The following is a 20250-nucleotide window of genomic DNA, read 5'->3' as shown; positions in this document are numbered from 1 at the left end:
ACCAAAACAGGGGAAACGCGATGTCGAAGATTAAAAGCTACGCCGCACCGCAGGCGGGTGCAGAACTTGAGCTGTACGAGTACGATGCGGGCGAACTAAAAGCGGAAGACGTCGAAGTACAGGTGGATTACTGCGGGATCTGCCACTCGGATCTCTCGATGATCGACAATGAATGGGGCTTTTCCAGCTACCCACTGGTGGCCGGGCACGAAGTGATTGGCCGCGTCGTGGCGCTCGGCAGTGCCGCGCAGGACAAAGGGCTGAAAGTGGGCCAGCGCGTGGGTATCGGCTGGACGGCACGCAGCTGTGGCCACTGCGACGCCTGTATCAGTGGCAACCAGATCAACTGCCTTGAGGGCGCTACGCCGACCATCCTTAACAAGGGTGGTTTCGCCGATAAGCTGCGCGCCGACTGGCAATGGGTTATCCCGCTGCCGGACAGCATTGATATTGAATCCGCAGGTCCGATGCTGTGTGGCGGCATCACCGTCTTTAAGCCCCTGCTGATGCATCACATCACCGCCACCAGCCGCGTGGGCGTGATCGGTATTGGCGGTCTGGGGCATATCGCCATCAAACTGTTACATGCGATGGGCTGCGAAGTGACGGCGTTCAGCTCTAACCCGGCGAAAGAGCAGGAAGTGCTGGCGATGGGTGCGGATAAAGTGGTGAACAGTCGCGATCCGCAGGCACTCACCGCACTGGCGGGTCAGTTTGATCTGATCATCAACACCGTCAACGTCGATCTCGACTGGCAGCCCTACTTTGAAGCCCTGGCCTACGGCGGTAACTTCCACACCGTAGGTGCGGTGATGAAGCCGCTACCAGTTCCGGCGTTTACCCTGATCGGCGGGGATCGCAGCATATCCGGCTCTGCTACCGGCACGCCATATGAGTTACGCAAGCTGATGAAGTTCGCCGGACGCACCAAAGTGGCGCCCACCACCGAGCTCTATCCAATGTCGAAAATCAACGAAGCGATCCAGCACGTGCGCGACGGCAAAGCCCGCTACCGCGTGGTGTTGAAAGCGGATTTTTGATGTGACATTGCCGGGGAATGTGCGGCCTGATGCCCTCACCCCAACCCTCTCCCACAGGGAGAGGGCGCAAACACTAAAAACGGTAACGGTTGTTACCGTTTTGCATCTACCATGGTCTTAAACACCTCTGCCACCGCGACTGCTCCCGGATCCATCACCCCGTCCAGATTCTCTTTATTCACGTACGACGAGCGTCCCGCGCCGGCTTTCGCCATTTTCGCCGTTGCTTCAGCCCCTTGCTGCGCAGCCTGCGCCGCTGACTGAAGATCGCCTTTCTGTAACGCCTCCAGCGCCGGTTGCAGGGCATCGATCAGCGTACGATCGCCGAGATCTGCACCGCCATACTGCTTCATCTGCGCCAGCCCGCTCAACAATGCTTCAGGTAGCGGCTGTCCATCGTGAAGCTTTTGGCCTGCCGCCGTGAAGAAGATCGACATCAATACGCCGCTCGATCCGCCCATCACCGTTGCCAGCCGCTCCCCCACCAGCAGGAGTAATGTCGGCACGTCGTTAAGGGGCAGGTTGTTCTCCTCAAGTCGCTGCGCAATATCCCGCGCCCCTTGCGCAAAGGTGGAGCCCGTATCGCCATCGCCTACTTTGGCATCCAGTGCGTTAAGGCGGTTTTCCAGCTGGATCAATGTTTTCACTACCGAGGCGACGGCCGCGCTCACCTGCGGATTGTCCGACGGGGTATATTCTACGCGGTCATGAAGGGCGCTATGGGGAACGGTACGCAGAGGCGCAAACGCGACGGGCTTCTGCCAGCCCAGCGTCTCGACCTCGGCGTGAATCGCTTTCTCGAAGAAATCGTTGAGCTTTAACAGCGTTAGCGAAAAGCCTTTCATATCCAGCGCACTCACCAGCGGCGCCGGGCCAATCAGATACGCAATGTTCTCTTTCAGCGCCGAGTGCGCCAGCTCTTTGGTGAGCAGAGCCATCTCCAGCGCTGACACGCCGCCGAGGTTGTTGACCAGCACCGCAAAGCGCCCGTCACCCGCCCGGGCGCGTAACGGCGTCACCAGCGTGTCGATAATGGCTTTGCTGTTTTGCGTATCCACGACGGAAGCTCCCGGCTCGCCGTGAATGCCCAAACCCAGCTCGACATGGCCTTGTTTAATGCGCCCCTCTTCATCATCGCTGCCCGGCAGGTTACAGGTTTGCATCGCAACCCCCAGGCTCCAGAGGTTATCGCAGGCCTGTTGCGCAATATCCCGCACGTCGTTTAGCGATTTCCCCTGCTCTGCCGCATATCCCGCAATTTTATGCACCAGCGCCGTTCCCGCGATACCACGCGGCTGCTTGTTATCCGGCAGGGCGATATCATCCGCCACGATAACCATCTCGACCTTCAGGCCGTAGCGTTTGGCTTTTTCCGCCGCCAGGCCAAAGTTAAGCCGGTCGCCGGTGTAGTTTTTCACAATCAGCAGGCAGCCACGATCGCCCGTCACCGCCACAATGGCATTGAGGACCGCATCCACGCTTGGGGAGGCGAACAGATCGCCACACACTGCTGCGGTAAGCATGCCTTTACCGACGAACCCGGCATGTGCCGGTTCATGGCCGGAGCCGCCACCGGAGATCACCGCCACGCGGCTTTTATCCCAGTCGCCGCGTGCCACCACCCGGATGGCCGGATCGATATCCAGTTTGACGAGATTACCGTGCGGCGCGGAGAGAAGTATGCCTTCAATGGCATCGTTGACAAGCTGTTTGCGGTCGTTAAAAAAGAATCTGGACATAGTTTCCCAAAATTTTGTTTACCGTATGCAAAAGCATAGTCCGCACTGGAAAATGCGCCGCAAAGTGAGGAATTTACGCAGACATTTTGCCGTCAGGTTGCCTATACTCCACCCAGGACTACGAGAGGACGTGCATCATGAGTACACCATTGTTAATCGCCAGGACGCTGGAAAAAGAGCTGTTTTTACTGCCCGCGATGGCGAACCGCCATGGCCTGATCACAGGCGCGACCGGGACGGGGAAAACCGTCACCCTGCAAAAGCTGGCGGAGTCGTTGTCAGAGACTGGCGTGCCGGTTTTTATGGCTGACGTGAAGGGCGATTTAACCGGGGTGGCTCAGGAAGGTGCAGCGTCAGAAAAACTCCTCGAGCGCCTGAAAAATATCGGCATCACGGACTGGACGCCGCACGGTAATCCGGTGGTGGTCTGGGATATATTCGGCGAAAAAGGCCATCCGGTTCGCGCCACAGTCTCCGATCTCGGCCCGCTGCTGCTGGCTCGTCTGCTTAATCTTAACGACGTGCAGTCCGGTGTGCTGAACATTATCTTCCGTATCGCCGACGATCAGGGCTTACTGCTGCTTGATTTCAAAGATCTGCGCGCCATCACCCAGTACATTGGCGATAACGCTAAATCCTTCCAGAATCAGTATGGCAATATCAGCAGCGCCTCGGTGGGCGCCATTCAGCGCGGACTCCTGACGCTGGAGCAACAGGGAGCCGAACACTTCTTCGGCGAGCCAATGCTGGATATCAAAGACTGGATGCGCACCGACAGCAGCGGCAAAGGCATCATTAACATTCTTAGCGCAGAGAAGCTCTACCAGATGCCTAAACTCTACGCCGCCAGCCTGCTGTGGATGCTCTCAGAACTGTACGAACAACTGCCGGAAGCTGGCGATCTGGAAAAACCCAAACTGGTGTTCTTCTTTGACGAAGCGCACCTGCTATTTAACGACGCCCCACAGGTGCTGCTGGATAAAATTGAACAGGTTATCCGCCTGATCCGCTCCAAAGGCGTCGGTGTCTGGTTTGTTTCGCAAAACCCGTCGGATATTCCTGATAACGTTCTGGGGCAGTTAGGTAACCGCGTGCAGCATGCCCTGCGCGCCTTTACGCCGAAAGATCAGAAAGCGGTGAAAGCCGCGGCGCAAACCATGCGCGCCAATCCGGCCTTCGATACCGAAACCGCCATTCAGGCGCTGGGAACCGGCGAAGCGCTGATTTCGTTCCTCGATACAAAAGGTAGCCCGACAGTTGTCGAGCGCGCGATGGTGATTGCGCCCTGCTCACGCATGGGGCCGGTCACGGACGATGAACGCAACGGCCTGATTAACCACTCCCCCCTCTACGGGAAGTATGAAGACGAGGTGGATCGCGAATCCGCTTTCGAGATGCTGCAAAAAGGGGTGCAGGCAACTGCCGAATCGCAGGATGCGCCTGCCGCCAAAGGGCAATCTGTTGACGTGGATGACGGTATTCTTGGTGGGCTGAAAGATATTCTATTCGGCAGCACCGGGCCACGCGGCGGCAAACGCGATGGCGTGGTACAGACTATGGCAAAAAGCGCGACGCGTCAGATTACCAATCAGATAGTACGCGGCATGCTGGGAAGTCTGCTAGGCGGCCGTCGCCGGTAACGGGGGAACCCACGGGCGGCCCAGCGCCGACCCCTGCACACCGTGTTCATGCAGATAACGGTCAATTTCTACCATTCCCGTCCAGCGGTTCTCGCACCACAGCGGTGCCAGAAGCGTTGGCCGGCGGGCGCTGGCGGAGATTCGATGATAAACAATGTCCGGCGGCGTGTGGCGAATCATCTCCCCCGCCGTCACCGTATAGTCGGCAAGTTCGATTCCACTTAACCGCCCCGCTTCCCAGGCTTTCGCCATTATGCTTCCCTTTACGATATGCAGCGGATGCAGCTTAATGCCGTCCACGCCGGTCTCGACGACTTTTTCCAGCGTTTCCAGACCGTGCTGCTGCCCTTCACCCGGCAAGCCGACAATCAGATGCGAGCAGACTTTTAATCCACGCTCGCGGGCGAGACGCGTGGTGCGCTGGTAGCAAGCGAAATCATGTCCGCGATTGATACGGTGCAGGGTTTTGTCGTGCGCGGTCTGTAAGCCCAGCTCCAGCCAGATCTCGTAGCCCTTCTCTTTGTACTCGCTAAGTAAATCCAGCACGGCGTCCGGCACGCAGTCCGGACGCGTCCCCACGCACAGCCCGACAATGTTAGCCTGAGCAACCGCCTGCTGATACATAGAGCGCAGCACCTGCACTTCTGCCCATGTACTGGTGTAGGCCTGGAAATAGGCCAGATATTGCTTCGCGCGGTTCACCAGACTCGCCTGATGGGCGAGCTGTTCAGTGATAGATTTATGCTGTTGGGCTTCGTCAGCAAACGAGGCCACGTTACAGAAGGTGCAGCCACCACGCCCGATGGTGCCGTCGCGATTCGGGCAGCTAAAGCCGCCGTGTAGCGTCAGTTTGTGAACCTTTTGTCCGTAGCGCTGCAAAAGATCCCCACCAAACATATTGACTAATTTCTGTAACTGCATAATCTGATAGACCGTCCCGAAGAAAGGGAACAAGCCTGCCATTTTTAGCCTCCGTCGGCGATGACCTGGATCAATCGCCCTGGACGGCCTTTATCCATATGAATAAATACTCAAGATTACTGCACTTTCATTCACACCATCTGTGATTACTTTTCCTTATGTTCTGATTGTTTTTTTCATTTATAGCGTCAGTACTGAAAAACAGTGATTTTATGCGGGTTTGAATGCAACACCAGATTATTATTCTGCTATAAATCTGCATTTCAGCACGCTGCATCGATAATACCGCTTTCATATAGTGAGTCAGATCACACTCCCCTGCACCTTGTCGGTGCTTTAAGCGCTTGTAAAAATAGTTAAATATGCAATAAAAACAAAAGGATAAACACGCTTTAGCACATTTTTGTATAAATAAGATTGCCATTTGACCTGTGTACCAATTCCCGATAAGTTGGAAATCCGCTGGAAGCTTTCTGGATGAGCGGCCTGCTCATCATATTTATGCAGTAATTGAGATTCCCTCTGAAGCAAGTCCTCAAACTTGTTTACCTGCGCGAAAGGATGAAAAAGAGGGCGAATGCGAGGTCCGCGTATGAAACGCTAACCCCGTCGCCATGCTCTTTCTGCGCCTGTGCGCCACGGTAAAGTTCAGTGGGAAGCCCGACGAGCCTGGGGAGGTTCACTGATATGTTGTACGATAAATCCCTTGAGAAGGATAACTGTGGTTTCGGCCTGATCGCCCACATAGAAGGCGAACCTAGCCACAAGGTAGTGCGTACTGCTATTCACGCACTGGCCCGTATGCAGCACCGTGGCGCCATCCTTGCCGATGGTAAAACCGGCGACGGTTGCGGCCTGCTGCTGCAAAAACCCGATCGTTTCTTCCGCATCGTGGCGGAAGAGCGCGGCTGGCGTTTAGCCAAAAACTACGCTGTCGGCATGCTGTTCCTGAATCAGGATCCTGAAAAGGCTGCCGCCTCACGCCGCATCGTTGAAGAAGAACTTCAGCGTGAAACCCTGTCGATTGTCGGCTGGCGCGATGTGCCAACCAACGAAGGGGTGCTCGGTGAAATTGCCCTCTCCTCGCTGCCTCGTATTGAACAGATTTTTGTTAACGCACCTGCGGGCTGGCGTCCACGCGATATGGAACGCCGTCTGTTCATCGCTCGTCGCCGCATTGAAAAACGTCTTCAGGACGATAAAGAGTTCTACGTCTGTAGCCTCTCTAACCTGGTGAACATCTATAAAGGTCTGTGTATGCCGGCTGACCTGCCGCGCTTCTACCTGGACCTGGCGGATCTGCGTCTGGAATCGGCCATTTGCCTGTTCCATCAGCGCTTTTCCACCAACACCGTTCCACGCTGGCCGCTGGCTCAGCCGTTCCGCTACCTGGCGCACAACGGCGAGATCAACACCATCACCGGTAACCGCCAGTGGGCTCGCGCCCGTACCTATAAGTTCCAGACGCCACTGATCCCTGACCTGCACGATGCCGCGCCGTTCGTGAACGAAACCGGCTCGGACTCCAGTTCCATGGACAACATGCTGGAACTGCTGCTGGCAGGCGGGATGGATATCGTGCGCGCCATGCGTCTGCTGGTTCCACCGGCGTGGCAGAACAATCCGGATATGGATCCTGAGCTGCGTGCGTTCTTTGACTTTAACTCCATGCATATGGAGCCGTGGGATGGCCCGGCGGGCATCGTCATGTCCGACGGTCGTTTTGCCGCCTGTAACCTGGACCGTAACGGCCTGCGTCCGGCGCGCTACGTCATTACAAAAGATAAACTCATCACCTGTGCCTCCGAGGTGGGGATCTGGGATTACCAGCCAGACGAAGTGGTTGAGAAAGGCCGCGTCGGTCCGGGCGAGCTGATGGTGATCGATACTCGCGGTGGCCGTATTCTGCATTCCGCCGAAACCGATCACGATCTGAAAAGCCGCCACCCGTACAAAGAGTGGATGGAGAAAAACGTCCGCCGTCTGGTGCCGTTCGAAGATCTGCCTGACGAGGAAGTGGGCAGCCGCGAAATGGATGACGACACCCTCGCGAGCTTCCAGAAACAGTTTAACTACAGCGCAGAAGAGCTGGATTCGGTTATCCGCGTGCTCGGTGAAAACGGTCAGGAAGCTGTCGGCTCAATGGGTGACGATACCCCGTTTGCCGTGCTCTCCAGCCAGCCACGCATCATTTATGACTACTTCCGTCAGCAGTTTGCGCAGGTCACCAACCCGCCAATCGATCCGCTGCGCGAAGCCCACGTGATGTCCCTGGCCACCAGCATCGGCCGTGAGATGAACGTCTTCTGCGAAGCCGAAGGCCAGGCGCACCGTCTGACCTTTAAATCGCCGATCCTGCTGTACTCCGATTTCAGACAGCTCACTACCATGACCGAGGAGCACTACCGCGCCGACACGCTCGATATCACCTTCGACGTGACCGAAACGAGCCTCGAAGAGACGGTGAACGCGCTGTGCGATAAAGCCGAACAGATGGTGCGTAACGGCACCGTTCTGCTGGTGCTGTCTGACCGCAACATCGCGAAAAACCGTCTACCTGTGCCTGCGCCAATGGCGGTAGGGGCTATCCAGACGCGTCTCGTCGACAAGAGCCTGCGCTGCGATGCCAACATCATCGTTGAAACCGCAAGCGCGCGCGACCCGCACCACTTTGCGGTGCTGTTAGGCTTTGGTGCCACGGCGATTTATCCTTACCTCGCCTACGAAACGCTGGCCCGCCTGGTGGATACCCGCGCGATCGACAAAGACTACCGCACCGTGATGCTGAACTACCGTAACGGCATCAACAAAGGCCTGTACAAGATCATGTCCAAAATGGGCATCTCGACCATCGCCTCTTACCGCTGCTCGAAGCTGTTTGAAGCGGTCGGCCTGCATGACGAGGTCGCTAACCTCTGCTTCCAGGGCGTGGTTAGCCGCATCGGTGGCGCCGGTTTTGCTGACTTCCAGCAGGATCTGGTGAACCTGTCGAAACGCGCCTGGCTGGCGCGTAAGCCGCTGGAACAGGGCGGTCTGCTGAAATATGTCCACGGGGGCGAGTATCACGCCTATAACCCGGACGTGGTGCGCACGCTGCAACAGGCGGTGCAAAGCGGCGAGTACAGCGATTATCAGCAGTATGCTGAGCTGGTGAACAACCGTCCGGCGGCGACGCTGCGCGATCTCATTGCCCTCAATCCGGGTGATGAAGCGGTCAGCATTGACGACGTTGAGCCTGCTTCCGAGCTGTTCAAACGCTTCGACACCGCGGCAATGTCCATCGGCGCGCTGAGCCCGGAAGCCCACGAGGCGCTGGCGGAAGCCATGAACAGCATCGGCGGCAACTCCAACTCCGGCGAAGGCGGTGAAGACCCAGCGCGTTACGGCACTAACAAAGTATCCCGCATCAAGCAGGTGGCATCCGGTCGCTTCGGCGTCACGCCAGCGTACCTGGTCAACGCCGACGTGATTCAGATTAAAGTCGCTCAGGGCGCGAAGCCGGGCGAAGGCGGTCAGCTGCCGGGTGATAAAGTCACGCCGTACATCGCCAAACTGCGCTACTCGGTGCCGGGCGTGACGCTGATCTCCCCGCCGCCGCACCACGATATCTACTCTATCGAAGATCTGGCGCAGCTGATTTTCGACCTGAAACAGGTCAATCCGAAAGCGATGATCTCCGTGAAGCTGGTTTCCGAACCGGGCGTTGGCACCATTGCCACCGGCGTGGCGAAAGCCTATGCGGATCTGATCACCATCGCCGGTTACGACGGTGGCACCGGCGCGAGCCCGCTCTCCTCCGTGAAATACGCGGGTTGTCCGTGGGAGCTTGGTCTGGTGGAAACCCAGCAGGCGCTGGTCGCTAACGGCCTGCGTCACAAGATCCGTTTACAGGTGGACGGCGGGCTGAAAACCGGCCTCGACATCATCAAAGCGGCGATTCTGGGAGCGGAAAGCTTCGGCTTTGGTACCGGCCCGATGGTTGCGCTCGGCTGTAAATACCTGCGTATTTGCCACCTGAACAACTGTGCAACGGGCGTTGCTACCCAGGACGAAAAGCTGCGTAAGAACCACTATCACGGCCTGCCGTTCAAAGTGACCAACTACTTTGACTTCATCGCCCGCGAAACCCGCGAACTGATGGCGCAGCTGGGCGTGAAGCGTCTGGTAGACCTGATTGGCCGTACCGACCTGCTGAAAGAGCTGGAAGGCTTCACCGCCAAGCAGCAAAAGCTGGAGCTGTCCAAGCTGCTGGAAACCGCGCAGCCGCATCCAGGCAAAGCGGTGTACTGCACCGAGAACAACCCGCCGTTCGACAACGGCGTGTTGAATGCGCAGCTGTTGCAGCAGGCGAAGCCGTATGTGGATGAGAAGCAGAGCAAAACGTTCTGGTTTGATATCCGCAACACCGACCGTTCCGTGGGGGCGTCTCTCTCCGGTTACATCGCGCAAACGCACGGTGACCAGGGTCTGGCGTCGGATCCGATTACCGCCCACTTCAGCGGTACCGCAGGTCAGAGCTTCGGCGTGTGGAACTCAGGCGGGGTTGAGTTATACCTGACCGGCGATGCCAACGACTACGTCGGAAAAGGCATGGCGGGCGGTCTGCTGGCGGTGCGTCCTCCGGTCGGCTCAGCCTTCCGCAGCTGTGATGCCAGCATCATCGGCAACACCTGTCTGTACGGCGCGACCGGCGGACGTCTGTTTGCCGCGGGCCGGGCAGGCGAGCGTTTTGCGGTGCGTAACTCCGGCGCCATCACCGTGGTGGAAGGCATTGGCGATAACGGCTGCGAATACATGACCGGCGGAATTGTGTGCGTCCTGGGTAAAACCGGCGTGAACTTTGGCGCGGGCATGACGGGCGGTTTTGCCTACGTCCTGGATGAAGACGGTGAGTTCCGCAAGCGCGTGAACCCGGAGCTGGTGGAAGTGCTGGACGTTGATACGCTGGCCATCCACGAAGAACACCTGCGCGGTTTGATTACCGAACACGTGCAGCATACCGGTTCTTCGCGCGGCGAAGAGATCCTGGCGAACTGGCCTGCGTTCTCTGCGAAATTCGCGCTGGTTAAGCCGAAGTCCAGCGATGTTAAAGCCCTGTTGGGTCACCGTAGTCGTAGCGCAGCAGAGCTGCGCGTGCAGGCGCAGTAAATCTGGATTTAGCGGGCGTCATTGTCGCAGTGAGTCTGGACACGGACAGCGCGCAAGACCCGCAGCGTACACGTAGTACGCGAGGAGTCTGAGCACTGCCCTGGTCCAGAATCACAAGAAAAATAGCCCGATGAATCAGATTTGAGGAATTTAGATGAGCCAGAATGTATACCAGTTTATCGACCTTCAGCGTGTTGATCCGCCAAAGAAACCGCTGAAGATCCGTAAAATTGAATTTGTTGAAATTTATGAGCCGTTTTCCGAAGGCCAGGCCAAAGCGCAGGCAGACCGCTGCCTGTCCTGCGGTAACCCTTATTGTGAATGGAAATGCCCGGTGCATAACTACATCCCCAACTGGCTGAAGCTGGCTAACGAAGGGCGTATTTTTGAAGCTGCCGAGCTGTCTCACCAGACCAATACCCTGCCGGAAGTGTGCGGCCGAGTGTGTCCTCAGGACCGCCTGTGCGAAGGTTCATGCACGCTGAACGACGAGTTTGGCGCGGTGACCATCGGCAACATCGAGCGCTATATCAACGATAAAGCGTTCGAGATGGGCTGGCGTCCGGATATGACCGGCGTGCGTCAAACCGACAAGCGCGTGGCGATCGTCGGTGCAGGCCCGGCGGGCCTGGCCTGTGCGGACGTGCTGACCCGCAACGGCGTGAAGGCTGTGGTCTTTGACCGCCATCCGGAAATTGGTGGTCTGCTGACCTTCGGTATCCCGGCCTTCAAGCTGGAGAAAGAGGTCATGACTCGCCGCCGCGAAATCTTCAGCGGCATGGGCATTGAGTTCAAACTGAACGTAGAAGTGGGCCGCGACGTCCAGCTCGACGACCTGCTGAAGGATTACGACGCGGTGTTCCTCGGCGTGGGCACCTATCAGTCCATGCGCGGCGGTCTGGAGAACGAAGATGCCCCGGGCGTCTATGACGCGTTGCCGTTCCTGATTGCTAACACTAAGCAGCTTATGGGCTACGGCGAAACTGCCGAAGAGCCATTCGTCAGCATGGAAGGCAAACGCGTGGTCGTGCTGGGCGGGGGTGATACCGCAATGGACTGCGTGCGTACGTCTATTCGTCAGAACGCGGCGCACGTCATCTGTGCCTATCGTCGTGATGAAGAGAACATGCCGGGCTCTAAGCGCGAAGTGAAAAACGCGCGCGAAGAGGGCGTGGAGTTCCAGTTCAACATCCAGCCTCTGGGTATTGAAGTAAATGCCAACGGTAAAGTGAGCGGCGTGAAGATGGCTCGCACGGAGATGGGCGCGCCGGATGCAAAAGGCCGTCGTCGCGCGGAGATCGTAGCCGGTTCTGAACACGTGATCCCGGCCGACGCCGTGGTGATGGCGTTTGGTTTCCGTCCTCACAGCATGGAGTGGCTGGCGAAGCACAGCGTCGAGCTGGATTCGCAGGGCCGCGTGATTGCGCCAGAAGGTAGCGATAACGCCTTCCAGACCAGCAATCCGAAAATTTTCGCCGGTGGCGATATCGTTCGCGGTTCTGACCTGGTGGTCACGGCGATTGCCGAAGGACGCAAAGCGGCCGAAGGGATTATGAACTTCCTGGAAGTGTAAGAGATAAGCCGGATGGTACAGACCATCCGGCTTTTTTACGCGGCTAACAACGGACTGAATATCGATAGCGGTAGCAGGCCTTATAACGTTACCGCGTCATAAGGCGAAACATTATTTCGTAATGATTTTCCAGCTCAGATCGCTTTCCAGCTGCGTAACGTCCGCAGTGTTTCTGAATGCGTTATCTTTCAGAACGGGGAAAACCGTCACCCTGAAGCTCATCTGTTGAACTAAAGGGACCTGGTTGTTCTCTACGGCCACTACGGTTTCGTTATTTCTCAAATATAACGACTGTTCACCACCACTCTCAGGCTTTAAGTTAACCTGGTCGCCTGTTTTACCCACGGTGTAATTTTGACCATCAACGATCATGTTATCGATTTTGATCGCGACACCACCCTTTTCACCAAACAGAAAACGACCTTTTTCGCCGGTTGCCCCCTGGAGCAGCACGCCGATCTGGCGTTTTTCGGGGCAGTAAACATTCACATTGACTTCACGCTCCGGCATTTTGTGCAAGTCCTGCTGCGTCGTGACAATGTTTTCACGCTGTAGTTGGTGGTAATCCACCACGGACTGCGAGAGGGTAATCTGACAGTCTTCGGCAAACGCCATAGCAGGTAAACAGAGCGCCAGCAGCCCGGCGAGTGTCATTTTTCGCTGAAATCTCATCGGCATACTCCGTTCACTTCCTCATAGAATGCATCTTCATTTCGCTTATCACTGAGGGTGAAATCAATCTGACACAGTTGTTTGTTGTTGTCGTCCATCGCATACAGCGCGTCAAGCTGATCGGCATCGTTCAGGAAGACGTGACCGTCATCAACGGTGGTCACAATGTAATGACCATTACCGTCAACAATCGAAATCCCTTTTGCCAATGGCGTACCATCGGTACGCTTCACACGCAACATTACGCGACGACTATTGAGCACTTTAAAGGTCACTTCACTGACTGATGCATGCCCCGCAGCCACGTATTTGGTCCCGTTCGCGAGAGTCATACTTTGAGGCAGTTTGTTCGCATCGACTTCAAGACGAGAGTTACGCCATTCAGTCAGCCCTGGCACCACGGCTTGTCCCCAGCGATCCGTCCAGACGGTTCCCTGTGGGGTAGAAATCTCTATCCCGCTCTTAGGCTCACTCATTTTGGCAATAGCAAAAGTGTCCTTGATTGTATATGGCGAGAAAGTAACGCCATCTTTATGCATCGCGATCCCACCAGACAGCGAGGCATTATAGTTGCGGTTGTTATTACCGCTGGTACCGCCGCCCAGGCCAAGCTGGGTATAGTGCAGGTTCGTCGTGAGATTTCCGTTAAAGCTGTTTTCGTGGGACTCATCATCCCGGTCAGCAGAGATGTAGTAATTGGTGTTATCACCAATGCCTCCGCTGTTCGCAACGCCATAGCTGGTGCTATCACCCTGCTTACGCATATAGGTGCTCAGGCTTTGTGAACCGCCCAGAGGAATACTCACATTGACATAGAGCAGGTCATCATCCTGTTCATCATCACTATCATTATTCCCTACCGAAGTCTGCCAGTTCACGTTCACAGAGGCGTATTTGAAGGTTTTACCCCATGTCAGCAACAGGTAGCGTGAGTCAGGCTCATCACCAGCGCTTTGGTTGTAGTTAAACCCGGCGCTGAAAACGCCCGCCATTTCAGTCGAGAAGCTGACGTTCCCTGAATAGGTATTATCGCTGGCTTCAAAATCATCATCCATTGCTTCGGACAATTCACGGTAGCCGCCGCTGTAATGCGCCGCACTTGCAGAGAGCCCCAGGTTTTCGCCCAGCGCCAAATCACTCTGCAATTCCGTTTTCAGGCCGCTGTTGCTGTCGCCAAATTTCGATTTACTGGCTGCGGCACTCGTTGAAATCCCCCAGCTATCGGTTAACCTGAACTCGGTTCTGCCACCTACGGCTTGATAGTCTTCCGCTGCCGCACCGGACGCCATGAAGTTCATCCATGGCAGGATCCGCCAGCCATCAGAAACGTTCACGATCATCGGGTCATCATAATCACTTTCAATGTCGCGTACCTGACCTGCTGAGATTGTAAGACCCTGCGGACGCGACAATTGCTGCGATCTCACCGACGCGGCAGGCACGATAAAGTGGCTGCTGGAGCCATCCGTCTCGACCACGGTGACATCCAGGTCCACATTGCTACGGACCATTGGTACATCGTCCAGCTTGAAGGGACCGGCTGGCACTAACGTACTGAAAATAACCTGCCCGCTTTGACGAATCTCAACGCGAGCTTGCGGGGTACGTGCAATGCCGGAGACACTCACGCCACGGCCCTGCTTTTGCAAGCCCGTGGTGGGCATCAACTGAACGCCTAAAATGGGGGCGCCGCTCAGTACCTGCGATAAGGCGTTAATTTCACCGACCTGCATGGTCAGACGCTGAGGCACAAACACATGCTCGGCGTAGGTGTAAATGCTCTCTGCGTTCCTTTTCCCCTGATCATCCGTCAGGATATAACGGCTGCGCAGCGACCAGTCCAGAGCATTAAAACCTGCCTCCAGACTCGCCTGCGAGTATCGATTGCTTTCGCTGCTACCGTATTCATTACGGGTGCTAAACAGGGAATAATTCAGGAGTCCCGCGGTTCCGCCATGCTGGAAGTTTTTAACATCCGCTGTCAGGCTGTTAATGGCTTCCTGTGGTAAAAACAGTTCCACCGCTTCCTGGTTAGGAAGTGAGTTAACAACAGCCTGCGCATAATCACTGCGAATATCGTGGCACGTTTCACTGGCTTTTAGTGGAACAGGCATAATGCCTGCAAATTCAATAAAATCATTATCTATACACAGTACACCTTCTTCATTAAAGCGTACTGCCGCAGTGCCACGGTCTTTGCCATTCACTTTAATCTGTACGGAGTGCGTACCTGGTAGGAAGCGCGGGGCTTCTGCAAAGTAATGGTTGAGATCCATGCTTAAACCACGGGATTTAATGATCCCCGTGTCAAATGTCACTTCCCTCGCCTGGAGGGAAGTTGAATTCAGTAATACCAGAGGCAGCGTGCCGCAAAGGATCGCGCGGACACAAAGTGCAAGGCGGCTTTTTTTACACACCGTCATATCCCTATTTTATTTATTCAAGTCCGAAATAAAGCTCGGTACTTCAACCCCATAGCGGCTTGCCGGGAAAAACTTCACCTTGTTATCACTCACCGGCGTTTTATCTAAAGTCGTGGTGAGCGTTTCACCTGGAAGGATGTAGGTTTTAGACAGCGAGCCAGCCGCACCCGAGGGCTGAGTTATTACTTTTTGCGCCAGACGAACGACGTACTTGCTCGGGTTGTTGACCTTCAGTGATTTGCCATTGGCACTCCACTTCAGTTCTTTCCAGGCGTCCGTCACAACCGCGAGCGATTTTGGACGGATAAGCACGGGTATATCCTGGCGGATGTTAATACCTATTTTTATTTTTTTATCATCGCTTTTTGGCGGAATGCCTTCAAAAGTGACACGTTTAAAATGCTCGACGCTCAAAGGCTCTTTTGTCTGCAATATAAAACGAAGCTGCTGGGTTTGCCCCGGCTCCAGACGAACAACTGGCTGCGTAGCGATCAGCTTCAACCCTTTATCGTCAGGAAGGTCCACGACATTGGTATACAGCAGTGACGGAAAGCTATCCGTATTTTTAACGTTAATGGTTCCACTGTGCGTTGCTTCGTCAATAACAAGCAGGGTGGTTTCGGGAACCATACCTGCGGCATGCCCAGAAAATTGCACTGAGAATAACGCAGCAGTAATTAATGTGTTTAATAATACACTTTTAAAGCATGACATATGAATAAATCCTTAGAAGCGACAACAATACAATCCATGTCTATCGTGCTGTTAAAAAGAGAATAAATGCATGATTTATTTACTCTCTGGGTTTATTGAACCCACGTTATTTATCTGTACCGCAATCAACTACGCCACCGTGCCTGGTTGCAGGCTTACTGACATTTCAGTGGTGCGATATCTGTAGTTCATGTAGACACAACGCAAGGAGACTAAACCAAGGCGAGTAAAACCTTTTTCACCTGTTATTCCTTAACATATGCGAATATTATGCTGGTATAAATGCGTCAATAATCGATGACAGTCTCCAGCATTGGGCATCATAATATTATTTTTATAAATACATGCAATTTAGCATTATTAATTAATAAATTAAGAACCACTCATAAGATATGGAATAGCTATAAAATCAGAACTTTCAATGAAAAAAATGGATTATATTATTCACACGAGTTATGAATCTGCGCTTCAAATTTTCATTTTTCTGTGTTAGAAATAAAAAAACATATGCATTATCAATTACAAAATAGAAAAATAAGCAAAATTTCCCCAAAAAAAAACCAGCCAGGTAATGTTAACTGGCTGGTTTATAACTAAGCTGAATCTATTTTACGACGCGTAGCGCTGGACGCCCCCCACGCGGCGGTGGGTCGTCATCCGGATCGTTATCGTCGGCATGGTCCGGCTTATCACCATCAATAATGGACATGACCGTTTCACTTTCTGAATCGGGTACTGACTCTTCATCGTTAAGGCTGGCAACATCTTCATCATAAGCCGCTTCCGGCTCGAACATGGTGCCGGCACCGTTTTCACGGGCGTAGATGGCCAGTACCGCTGCCAGCGGAACGGAAACCTGACGCGGCACACCGCCGAAACGTGCATTAAAGCGCACTTCGTCGTTTGCCAGCTCCAGGTTACCCACTGCACGTGGCGCAATATTCAGTACAATCTGTCCGTCGCGTGCGTATTCCATTGGAACCTGCACGCCCGGCAACGTCACATCCACAACCAGGTGCGGCGTGAGCTGGTTATCCAGCAGCCATTCATAGAAGGCGCGCAGCAGATACGGACGGCGTGGTGAAAGTTGTGACATTTCCACAGTCATTAGCCTCGGCCGAGACGCATTTCACGTTCCGGTTCAGTTAAGGATGCCAGGAAAGAATCGCGCTCAAAGACGCGAGTCATGTAACCTTTCAGCTCTTTCGCGCCAGGACCGCTGAACTCTACGCCCAGGGTTGGAAGACGCCACAGCAACGGAGCCAGATAGCAATCTACCAGGCTGAACTCGTCGCTCAGGAAGAAAGGTTTTTGACCAAATACCGGCGCAATCGCCAGCAGCTCTTCACGCAGTTGTTTACGTGCAGCATCCGCTTCTGAAGAGGAACCGTTGACGATAACGTTCATCAGCGAGTACCAGTCTTTCTCGATACGCTGCATGTACAGGCGGCTTTCACCACGTGCTACAGGATAAACAGGCATCAGTGGCGGATGCGGGAAACGCTCATCCAGGTATTCCATAATGATACGGGATTCCCACAGGGTCAGCTCGCGATCCACCAGCGTCGGTACGCTTTGGCTCGGGTTGAGATCGATCAGATCCTGAGGCGGGTTATCCTTTTCCACATGCTCGATCTCAAAACTGACACCTTTCTCGGCCAGCACGATACGAACCTGATGGCTATAAATGTCAGTAGGACCAGAAAACAGCGTCATTACCGAACGTTTGTTGGCAGCGACAGCCATGAAAACCTCCAGGTATATTCAGAATTTTTACTGCTACCAGCCCAACGGGGCCAGCCAGATGATGTATCGCCCATCCCAGAGAAGACACATTGTTCAAGAATCGAACAAAAATCGAGTATTCACCGATATTTGGGCAGAAAATTGGATGATAGTTTACCAGATTTTGATGGCTTTGTGGTGAGGGGATTCTGGAAATGTGGAAAAAGAGAAGATATATGAAATGTTACTGTGGATAACCTGCGCATTATCCATAAAAAAACCCGCCGAAGCGGGTTTTTTGCCAATCGTTCTGCGTAAGCAGAATGGATTAACGTTTGGAGAACTGTGGACGACGACGTGCTTTACGCAGACCCACTTTCTTACGTTCAACCTGACGGGCGTCACGAGTAACGAAGCCAGCTTTACGCAGTTCAGAACGCAGGGATTCGTCGTACTCCATCAGAGCGCGGGTGATACCGTGACGGATCGCACCTGCCTGACCGGAGATACCACCACCTTTAACGGTGATGTACAGATCCAGTTTTTCTACCATATCAACCAGTTCCAGCGGCTGGCGAACTACCATGCGGGCAGTTTCGCGACCGAAGTATTGTTCCAGAGAACGCTGGTTGATGACGATTTTACCACTGCCCGGTTTGATGAAAACGCGAGCTGCGGAACTTTTGCGGCGACCAGTGCCGTAGTATTGATTTTCAGCCATTGCCTATAATCCCGATTAGATGTCAAGAACTTGCGGTTGCTGTGCCGCGTGGTTGTGCTCGTTGCCTGCGTAAACTTTCAGTTTACGGAACATAGCACGACCCAGCGGGCCTTTTGGCAGCATGCCTTTAACCGCGATTTCAATCACACGCTCAGGACGGCGGGCAATCATCTCTTCAAAGGTCGCTTCTTTGATACCACCGATGTGGCCGGTGTGGTGGTAGTACATTTTGTCAGTACGCTTGTTGCCGGTAACAGCAACTTTGTCAGCGTTCAGAACGATAATGTAATCACCGGTATCAACGTGCGGAGTGTATTCCGCTTTATGCTTACCGCGCAGGCGACGAGCCAGTTCAGTAGCCAGACGGCCCAGAGTTTTACCGGTCGCGTCAACAACATACCAGTCGCGCTGTACGGTTTCTGGTTTAGCTGTAAAAGTTTTCATTAAAAGCTTACCCAAATAATAAGTTACACGTTGGTGAACACCCAAACGTTTAGTCAGTTGAGGTTCACACGACAAAGTCCGGCAAACCTACCCCTTCGAATAGCACATGCCGACACATAGAAAGTTTCGGGAAAAAAACCTTCTCGTAACGTGGGGTCGCAAGATTATAGAGAAGTTGAGGTCAAAGATCGACCCTTAAATGTGATTTGGAATGGGTTTTTCGGGGTTAAGTCTTGTGCGGTCTGGTGCCCTCACCCCCAGCCCCTCTCCCACAGGGAGAGGGTAGCATTAGTTAGGGTCTGGTGCCCTCACCCCCAGCCCCTCTCCCACGGGGAGAGGGTAGCATTTATGGCATATGCTCACGCTTGAGGTACTCTTCGCTCTGCATCTCTTGCAGGCGCGACAGGCAGCGCTGGAACTCAAACTTCAGGCGCTCGCCCTGATAAATCTCATATAAAGGCACCTCGGCGCTGACCACCAGCTTAACGTGGCGCTCGTAAAACTCATCAACCAGCGCGATGAAGCGGCGCGCCTCGCTCTCCATAAGTGGGGTCATAACGGGCACATCCCATAACATAACGGTATGGAACAGACGCGAAAGCGCAATGTAGTCATGCTGGCTGCGGGCATCCACGCAGAGCGTTGCAAACGAGACGGCCAGCGTCTGGTTTTCTACGCCAAGCGTCGGCAACGGACGATGATTAATCTCCAGCGCAGGCGCGTTACCCCGCGGCGCTCCCGCCAGCGCCAGCCACAGTTTATCCATCTCGCGGGCTGTGTCGGCGTTCAATGGCGAAAGCCACAGGTGTGCCTGCGTTAATGTGCGCAAACGATAATCGACGCCCGCGTCGACGTTCATGATGTCGCAGTGCTGTTTAATAGCATCAATGGCCGGCAGGAAACGCGCTCGCTGGAGACCATTGCGATAAAGCTCATCCGGCGGGATATTGGAGGTCGCCACCAGGGTGATCCCACGCGCAAACAGCGCTTTCATGAGCCCCCCCAGCAGCATGGCATCCGTAATATCGGAAACAAAGAACTCGTCGAAGCAGAGTACGTCCGTTTCCGCCTTAAAGCGATCGGCCACGATGTCCAGCGGGTCGGTTTCGCCCTGGAGCGCCGTCAGCTCTTCATGGACCCGCAGCATAAAACGGTGAAAGTGCAGACGCTGCTTACGCGTGCCGGGCAGACTCTGGTAGAACAAGTCCATCAGCCAGGTCTTACCCCGCCCAACGCCGCCCCACATATATAAGCCACGAACCGGTGCGTTTACCGTAGGCTCTTTTTTGCCCAGTAAACGGCCGAATGCCGCCTTCAGCCCACTGCTCTGCACCGCATCGGCGGGTTTCGCCAGACGTGCCTGATAAATCGTGTCCAGGCGGTTAACCGCTTCACGCTGGACATCATCCGGCTGGTGTGTGCCCTCGCTCAGGGCCAGTTGGTAACGCGATGAAGGGGACAGGTTTTGCATGATGTTGTTGTTATTCCTT

Annotated in this window: 14 protein-coding genes; 4 read left to right on the top strand and 10 right to left on the bottom strand. The window is 54.6% G+C overall.

Annotation, left to right across the window (positions count from 1 at the left end; genetic code table 11):
* Positions 1 to 20 precede the first annotated feature (20 nt).
* Positions 21 to 1040, top strand: coding sequence for an NADPH-dependent aldehyde reductase Ahr (gene ahr, locus G6Q29_RS17085; protein WP_165466656.1), 1020 nt, complete (start codon positions 21 to 23; stop codon positions 1038 to 1040).
* Positions 1041 to 1132: 92 nt separating this feature from the next.
* Here the strand turns inward: ahr and G6Q29_RS17080 are convergent, their stop codons facing one another.
* Positions 1133 to 2779, bottom strand: a complete 1647-nt coding sequence (locus tag G6Q29_RS17080) for a dihydroxyacetone kinase subunit DhaK (protein ID WP_165466655.1) — start codon at positions 2777 to 2779, stop codon at positions 1133 to 1135.
* A 137-nt stretch (positions 2780 to 2916) separates the two neighbouring features.
* On the opposite strand from G6Q29_RS17080, the gene G6Q29_RS17075 reads away from it, so the two are divergent.
* Entirely contained in the window at positions 2917 to 4419 is a 1503-nt protein-coding gene (locus G6Q29_RS17075; protein WP_165466654.1) for a helicase HerA-like C-terminal domain-containing protein, read from the top strand.
* Here the strand turns inward: G6Q29_RS17075 and G6Q29_RS17070 are convergent.
* A complete protein-coding gene (locus tag G6Q29_RS17070) occupies positions 4399 to 5340 on the bottom strand; it encodes a TIGR01212 family radical SAM protein (protein ID WP_165466698.1) in 942 nt (313 codons plus the stop codon). The genes G6Q29_RS17075 and G6Q29_RS17070 overlap by 21 nt on opposite strands.
* Positions 5341 to 6027: 687 nt before the next feature.
* Here G6Q29_RS17070 and gltB point away from each other — a divergent pair.
* Both gltB and G6Q29_RS17060 read left to right on the top strand, forming a co-directional pair.
* Positions 6028 to 10488: a glutamate synthase large subunit gene (gene gltB / locus G6Q29_RS17065; RefSeq protein ID WP_165466653.1), complete on the top strand. Its 4461-nt coding sequence runs from the start codon at positions 6028 to 6030 to the stop codon at positions 10486 to 10488.
* Positions 10489 to 10642: 154 nt separating this feature from the next.
* Complete coding sequence (locus G6Q29_RS17060) at positions 10643 to 12061, top strand: glutamate synthase small subunit (protein WP_165466652.1); 1419 nt, start codon at positions 10643 to 10645, stop codon at positions 12059 to 12061.
* Between the two features lie 111 nt (positions 12062 to 12172).
* Here the strand turns inward: G6Q29_RS17060 and G6Q29_RS17055 are convergent, their stop codons facing one another.
* The 8 genes from G6Q29_RS17055 to zapE all read right to left on the bottom strand — a co-directional run bounded on the left by G6Q29_RS17055 (position 12173) and on the right by zapE (position 20231).
* Positions 12173 to 12733 (bottom strand): hypothetical protein, encoded by a 561-nt coding sequence (locus G6Q29_RS17055; RefSeq protein ID WP_165466651.1) that lies wholly within the window; start codon positions 12731 to 12733, stop codon positions 12173 to 12175.
* Positions 12730 to 15156: a fimbrial biogenesis outer membrane usher protein gene (locus G6Q29_RS17050; RefSeq protein ID WP_165466650.1), complete on the bottom strand. Its 2427-nt coding sequence runs from the start codon at positions 15154 to 15156 to the stop codon at positions 12730 to 12732. The genes G6Q29_RS17055 and G6Q29_RS17050 overlap by 4 nt, the downstream gene beginning before the upstream one ends.
* 9 nt (positions 15157 to 15165) lie before the next feature.
* Positions 15166 to 15870: a fimbria/pilus chaperone family protein gene (locus G6Q29_RS17045; protein WP_165466649.1), complete on the bottom strand. Its 705-nt coding sequence runs from the start codon at positions 15868 to 15870 to the stop codon at positions 15166 to 15168.
* Positions 15871 to 16474: 604 nt separating this feature from the next.
* Positions 16475 to 16972, bottom strand: coding sequence for a ClpXP protease specificity-enhancing factor (gene sspB / locus G6Q29_RS17040; protein WP_165466648.1), 498 nt, complete (start codon positions 16970 to 16972; stop codon positions 16475 to 16477).
* A 5-nt stretch (positions 16973 to 16977) separates the two neighbouring features.
* The gene (sspA, locus tag G6Q29_RS17035) at positions 16978 to 17616 is read right to left on the bottom strand and encodes a stringent starvation protein SspA (protein WP_003860438.1); all 639 of its coding nucleotides are present in this window, start codon (positions 17614 to 17616) and stop codon (positions 16978 to 16980) included.
* A gap of 307 nt (positions 17617 to 17923) precedes the next feature.
* Entirely contained in the window at positions 17924 to 18316 is a 393-nt protein-coding gene (gene rpsI, locus G6Q29_RS17030; protein ID WP_003860436.1) for a 30S ribosomal protein S9, read from the bottom strand.
* Between the two features lie 15 nt (positions 18317 to 18331).
* Positions 18332 to 18760, bottom strand: coding sequence for a 50S ribosomal protein L13 (rplM, locus tag G6Q29_RS17025; protein WP_003860434.1), 429 nt, complete (start codon positions 18758 to 18760; stop codon positions 18332 to 18334).
* A gap of 346 nt (positions 18761 to 19106) precedes the next feature.
* Positions 19107 to 20231: a cell division protein ZapE gene (zapE, locus tag G6Q29_RS17020; RefSeq protein ID WP_165466647.1), complete on the bottom strand. Its 1125-nt coding sequence runs from the start codon at positions 20229 to 20231 to the stop codon at positions 19107 to 19109.
* Between the last annotated feature and the right edge of the window lie 19 nt (positions 20232 to 20250).

Source organism: Enterobacter cloacae (assembly GCF_011078175.1).
GTDB lineage: Bacteria > Pseudomonadota > Gammaproteobacteria > Enterobacterales > Enterobacteriaceae > Enterobacter > Enterobacter cloacae_Q.
Note: the sequence above shows the minus strand (reverse complement) of the source record. Positions and strands in the feature narration are given on the sequence as shown.

Excerpts from the sequence above, each read along its gene's own strand:
- ahr (WP_165466656.1), top strand. The coding sequence starts at position 21 with ATGTCGAAGATTAAAAGCTACGCCGCACCGCAGGCGGGTGCAGAACTT.
- G6Q29_RS17080 (WP_165466655.1), bottom strand. The coding sequence starts at position 2,779 with ATGTCCAGATTCTTTTTTAACGACCGCAAACAGCTTGTCAACGATGCC.
- G6Q29_RS17075 (WP_165466654.1), top strand. The coding sequence starts at position 2,917 with ATGAGTACACCATTGTTAATCGCCAGGACGCTGGAAAAAGAGCTGTTT.
- G6Q29_RS17070 (WP_165466698.1), bottom strand. The coding sequence starts at position 5,340 with ATGCAGTTACAGAAATTAGTCAATATGTTTGGTGGGGATCTTTTGCAG.
- gltB (WP_165466653.1), top strand. The coding sequence starts at position 6,028 with ATGTTGTACGATAAATCCCTTGAGAAGGATAACTGTGGTTTCGGCCTG.
- G6Q29_RS17060 (WP_165466652.1), top strand. The coding sequence starts at position 10,643 with ATGAGCCAGAATGTATACCAGTTTATCGACCTTCAGCGTGTTGATCCG.
- G6Q29_RS17055 (WP_165466651.1), bottom strand. The coding sequence starts at position 12,733 with ATGAGATTTCAGCGAAAAATGACACTCGCCGGGCTGCTGGCGCTCTGT.
- G6Q29_RS17050 (WP_165466650.1), bottom strand. The coding sequence starts at position 15,156 with ATGACGGTGTGTAAAAAAAGCCGCCTTGCACTTTGTGTCCGCGCGATC.
- G6Q29_RS17045 (WP_165466649.1), bottom strand. The coding sequence starts at position 15,870 with ATGTCATGCTTTAAAAGTGTATTATTAAACACATTAATTACTGCTGCG.
- sspA (WP_003860438.1), bottom strand. The coding sequence starts at position 17,616 with ATGGCTGTCGCTGCCAACAAACGTTCGGTAATGACGCTGTTTTCTGGT.
- rpsI (WP_003860436.1), bottom strand. The coding sequence starts at position 18,316 with ATGGCTGAAAATCAATACTACGGCACTGGTCGCCGCAAAAGTTCCGCA.
- rplM (WP_003860434.1), bottom strand. The coding sequence starts at position 18,760 with ATGAAAACTTTTACAGCTAAACCAGAAACCGTACAGCGCGACTGGTAT.
- zapE (WP_165466647.1), bottom strand. The coding sequence starts at position 20,231 with ATGCAAAACCTGTCCCCTTCATCGCGTTACCAACTGGCCCTGAGCGAG.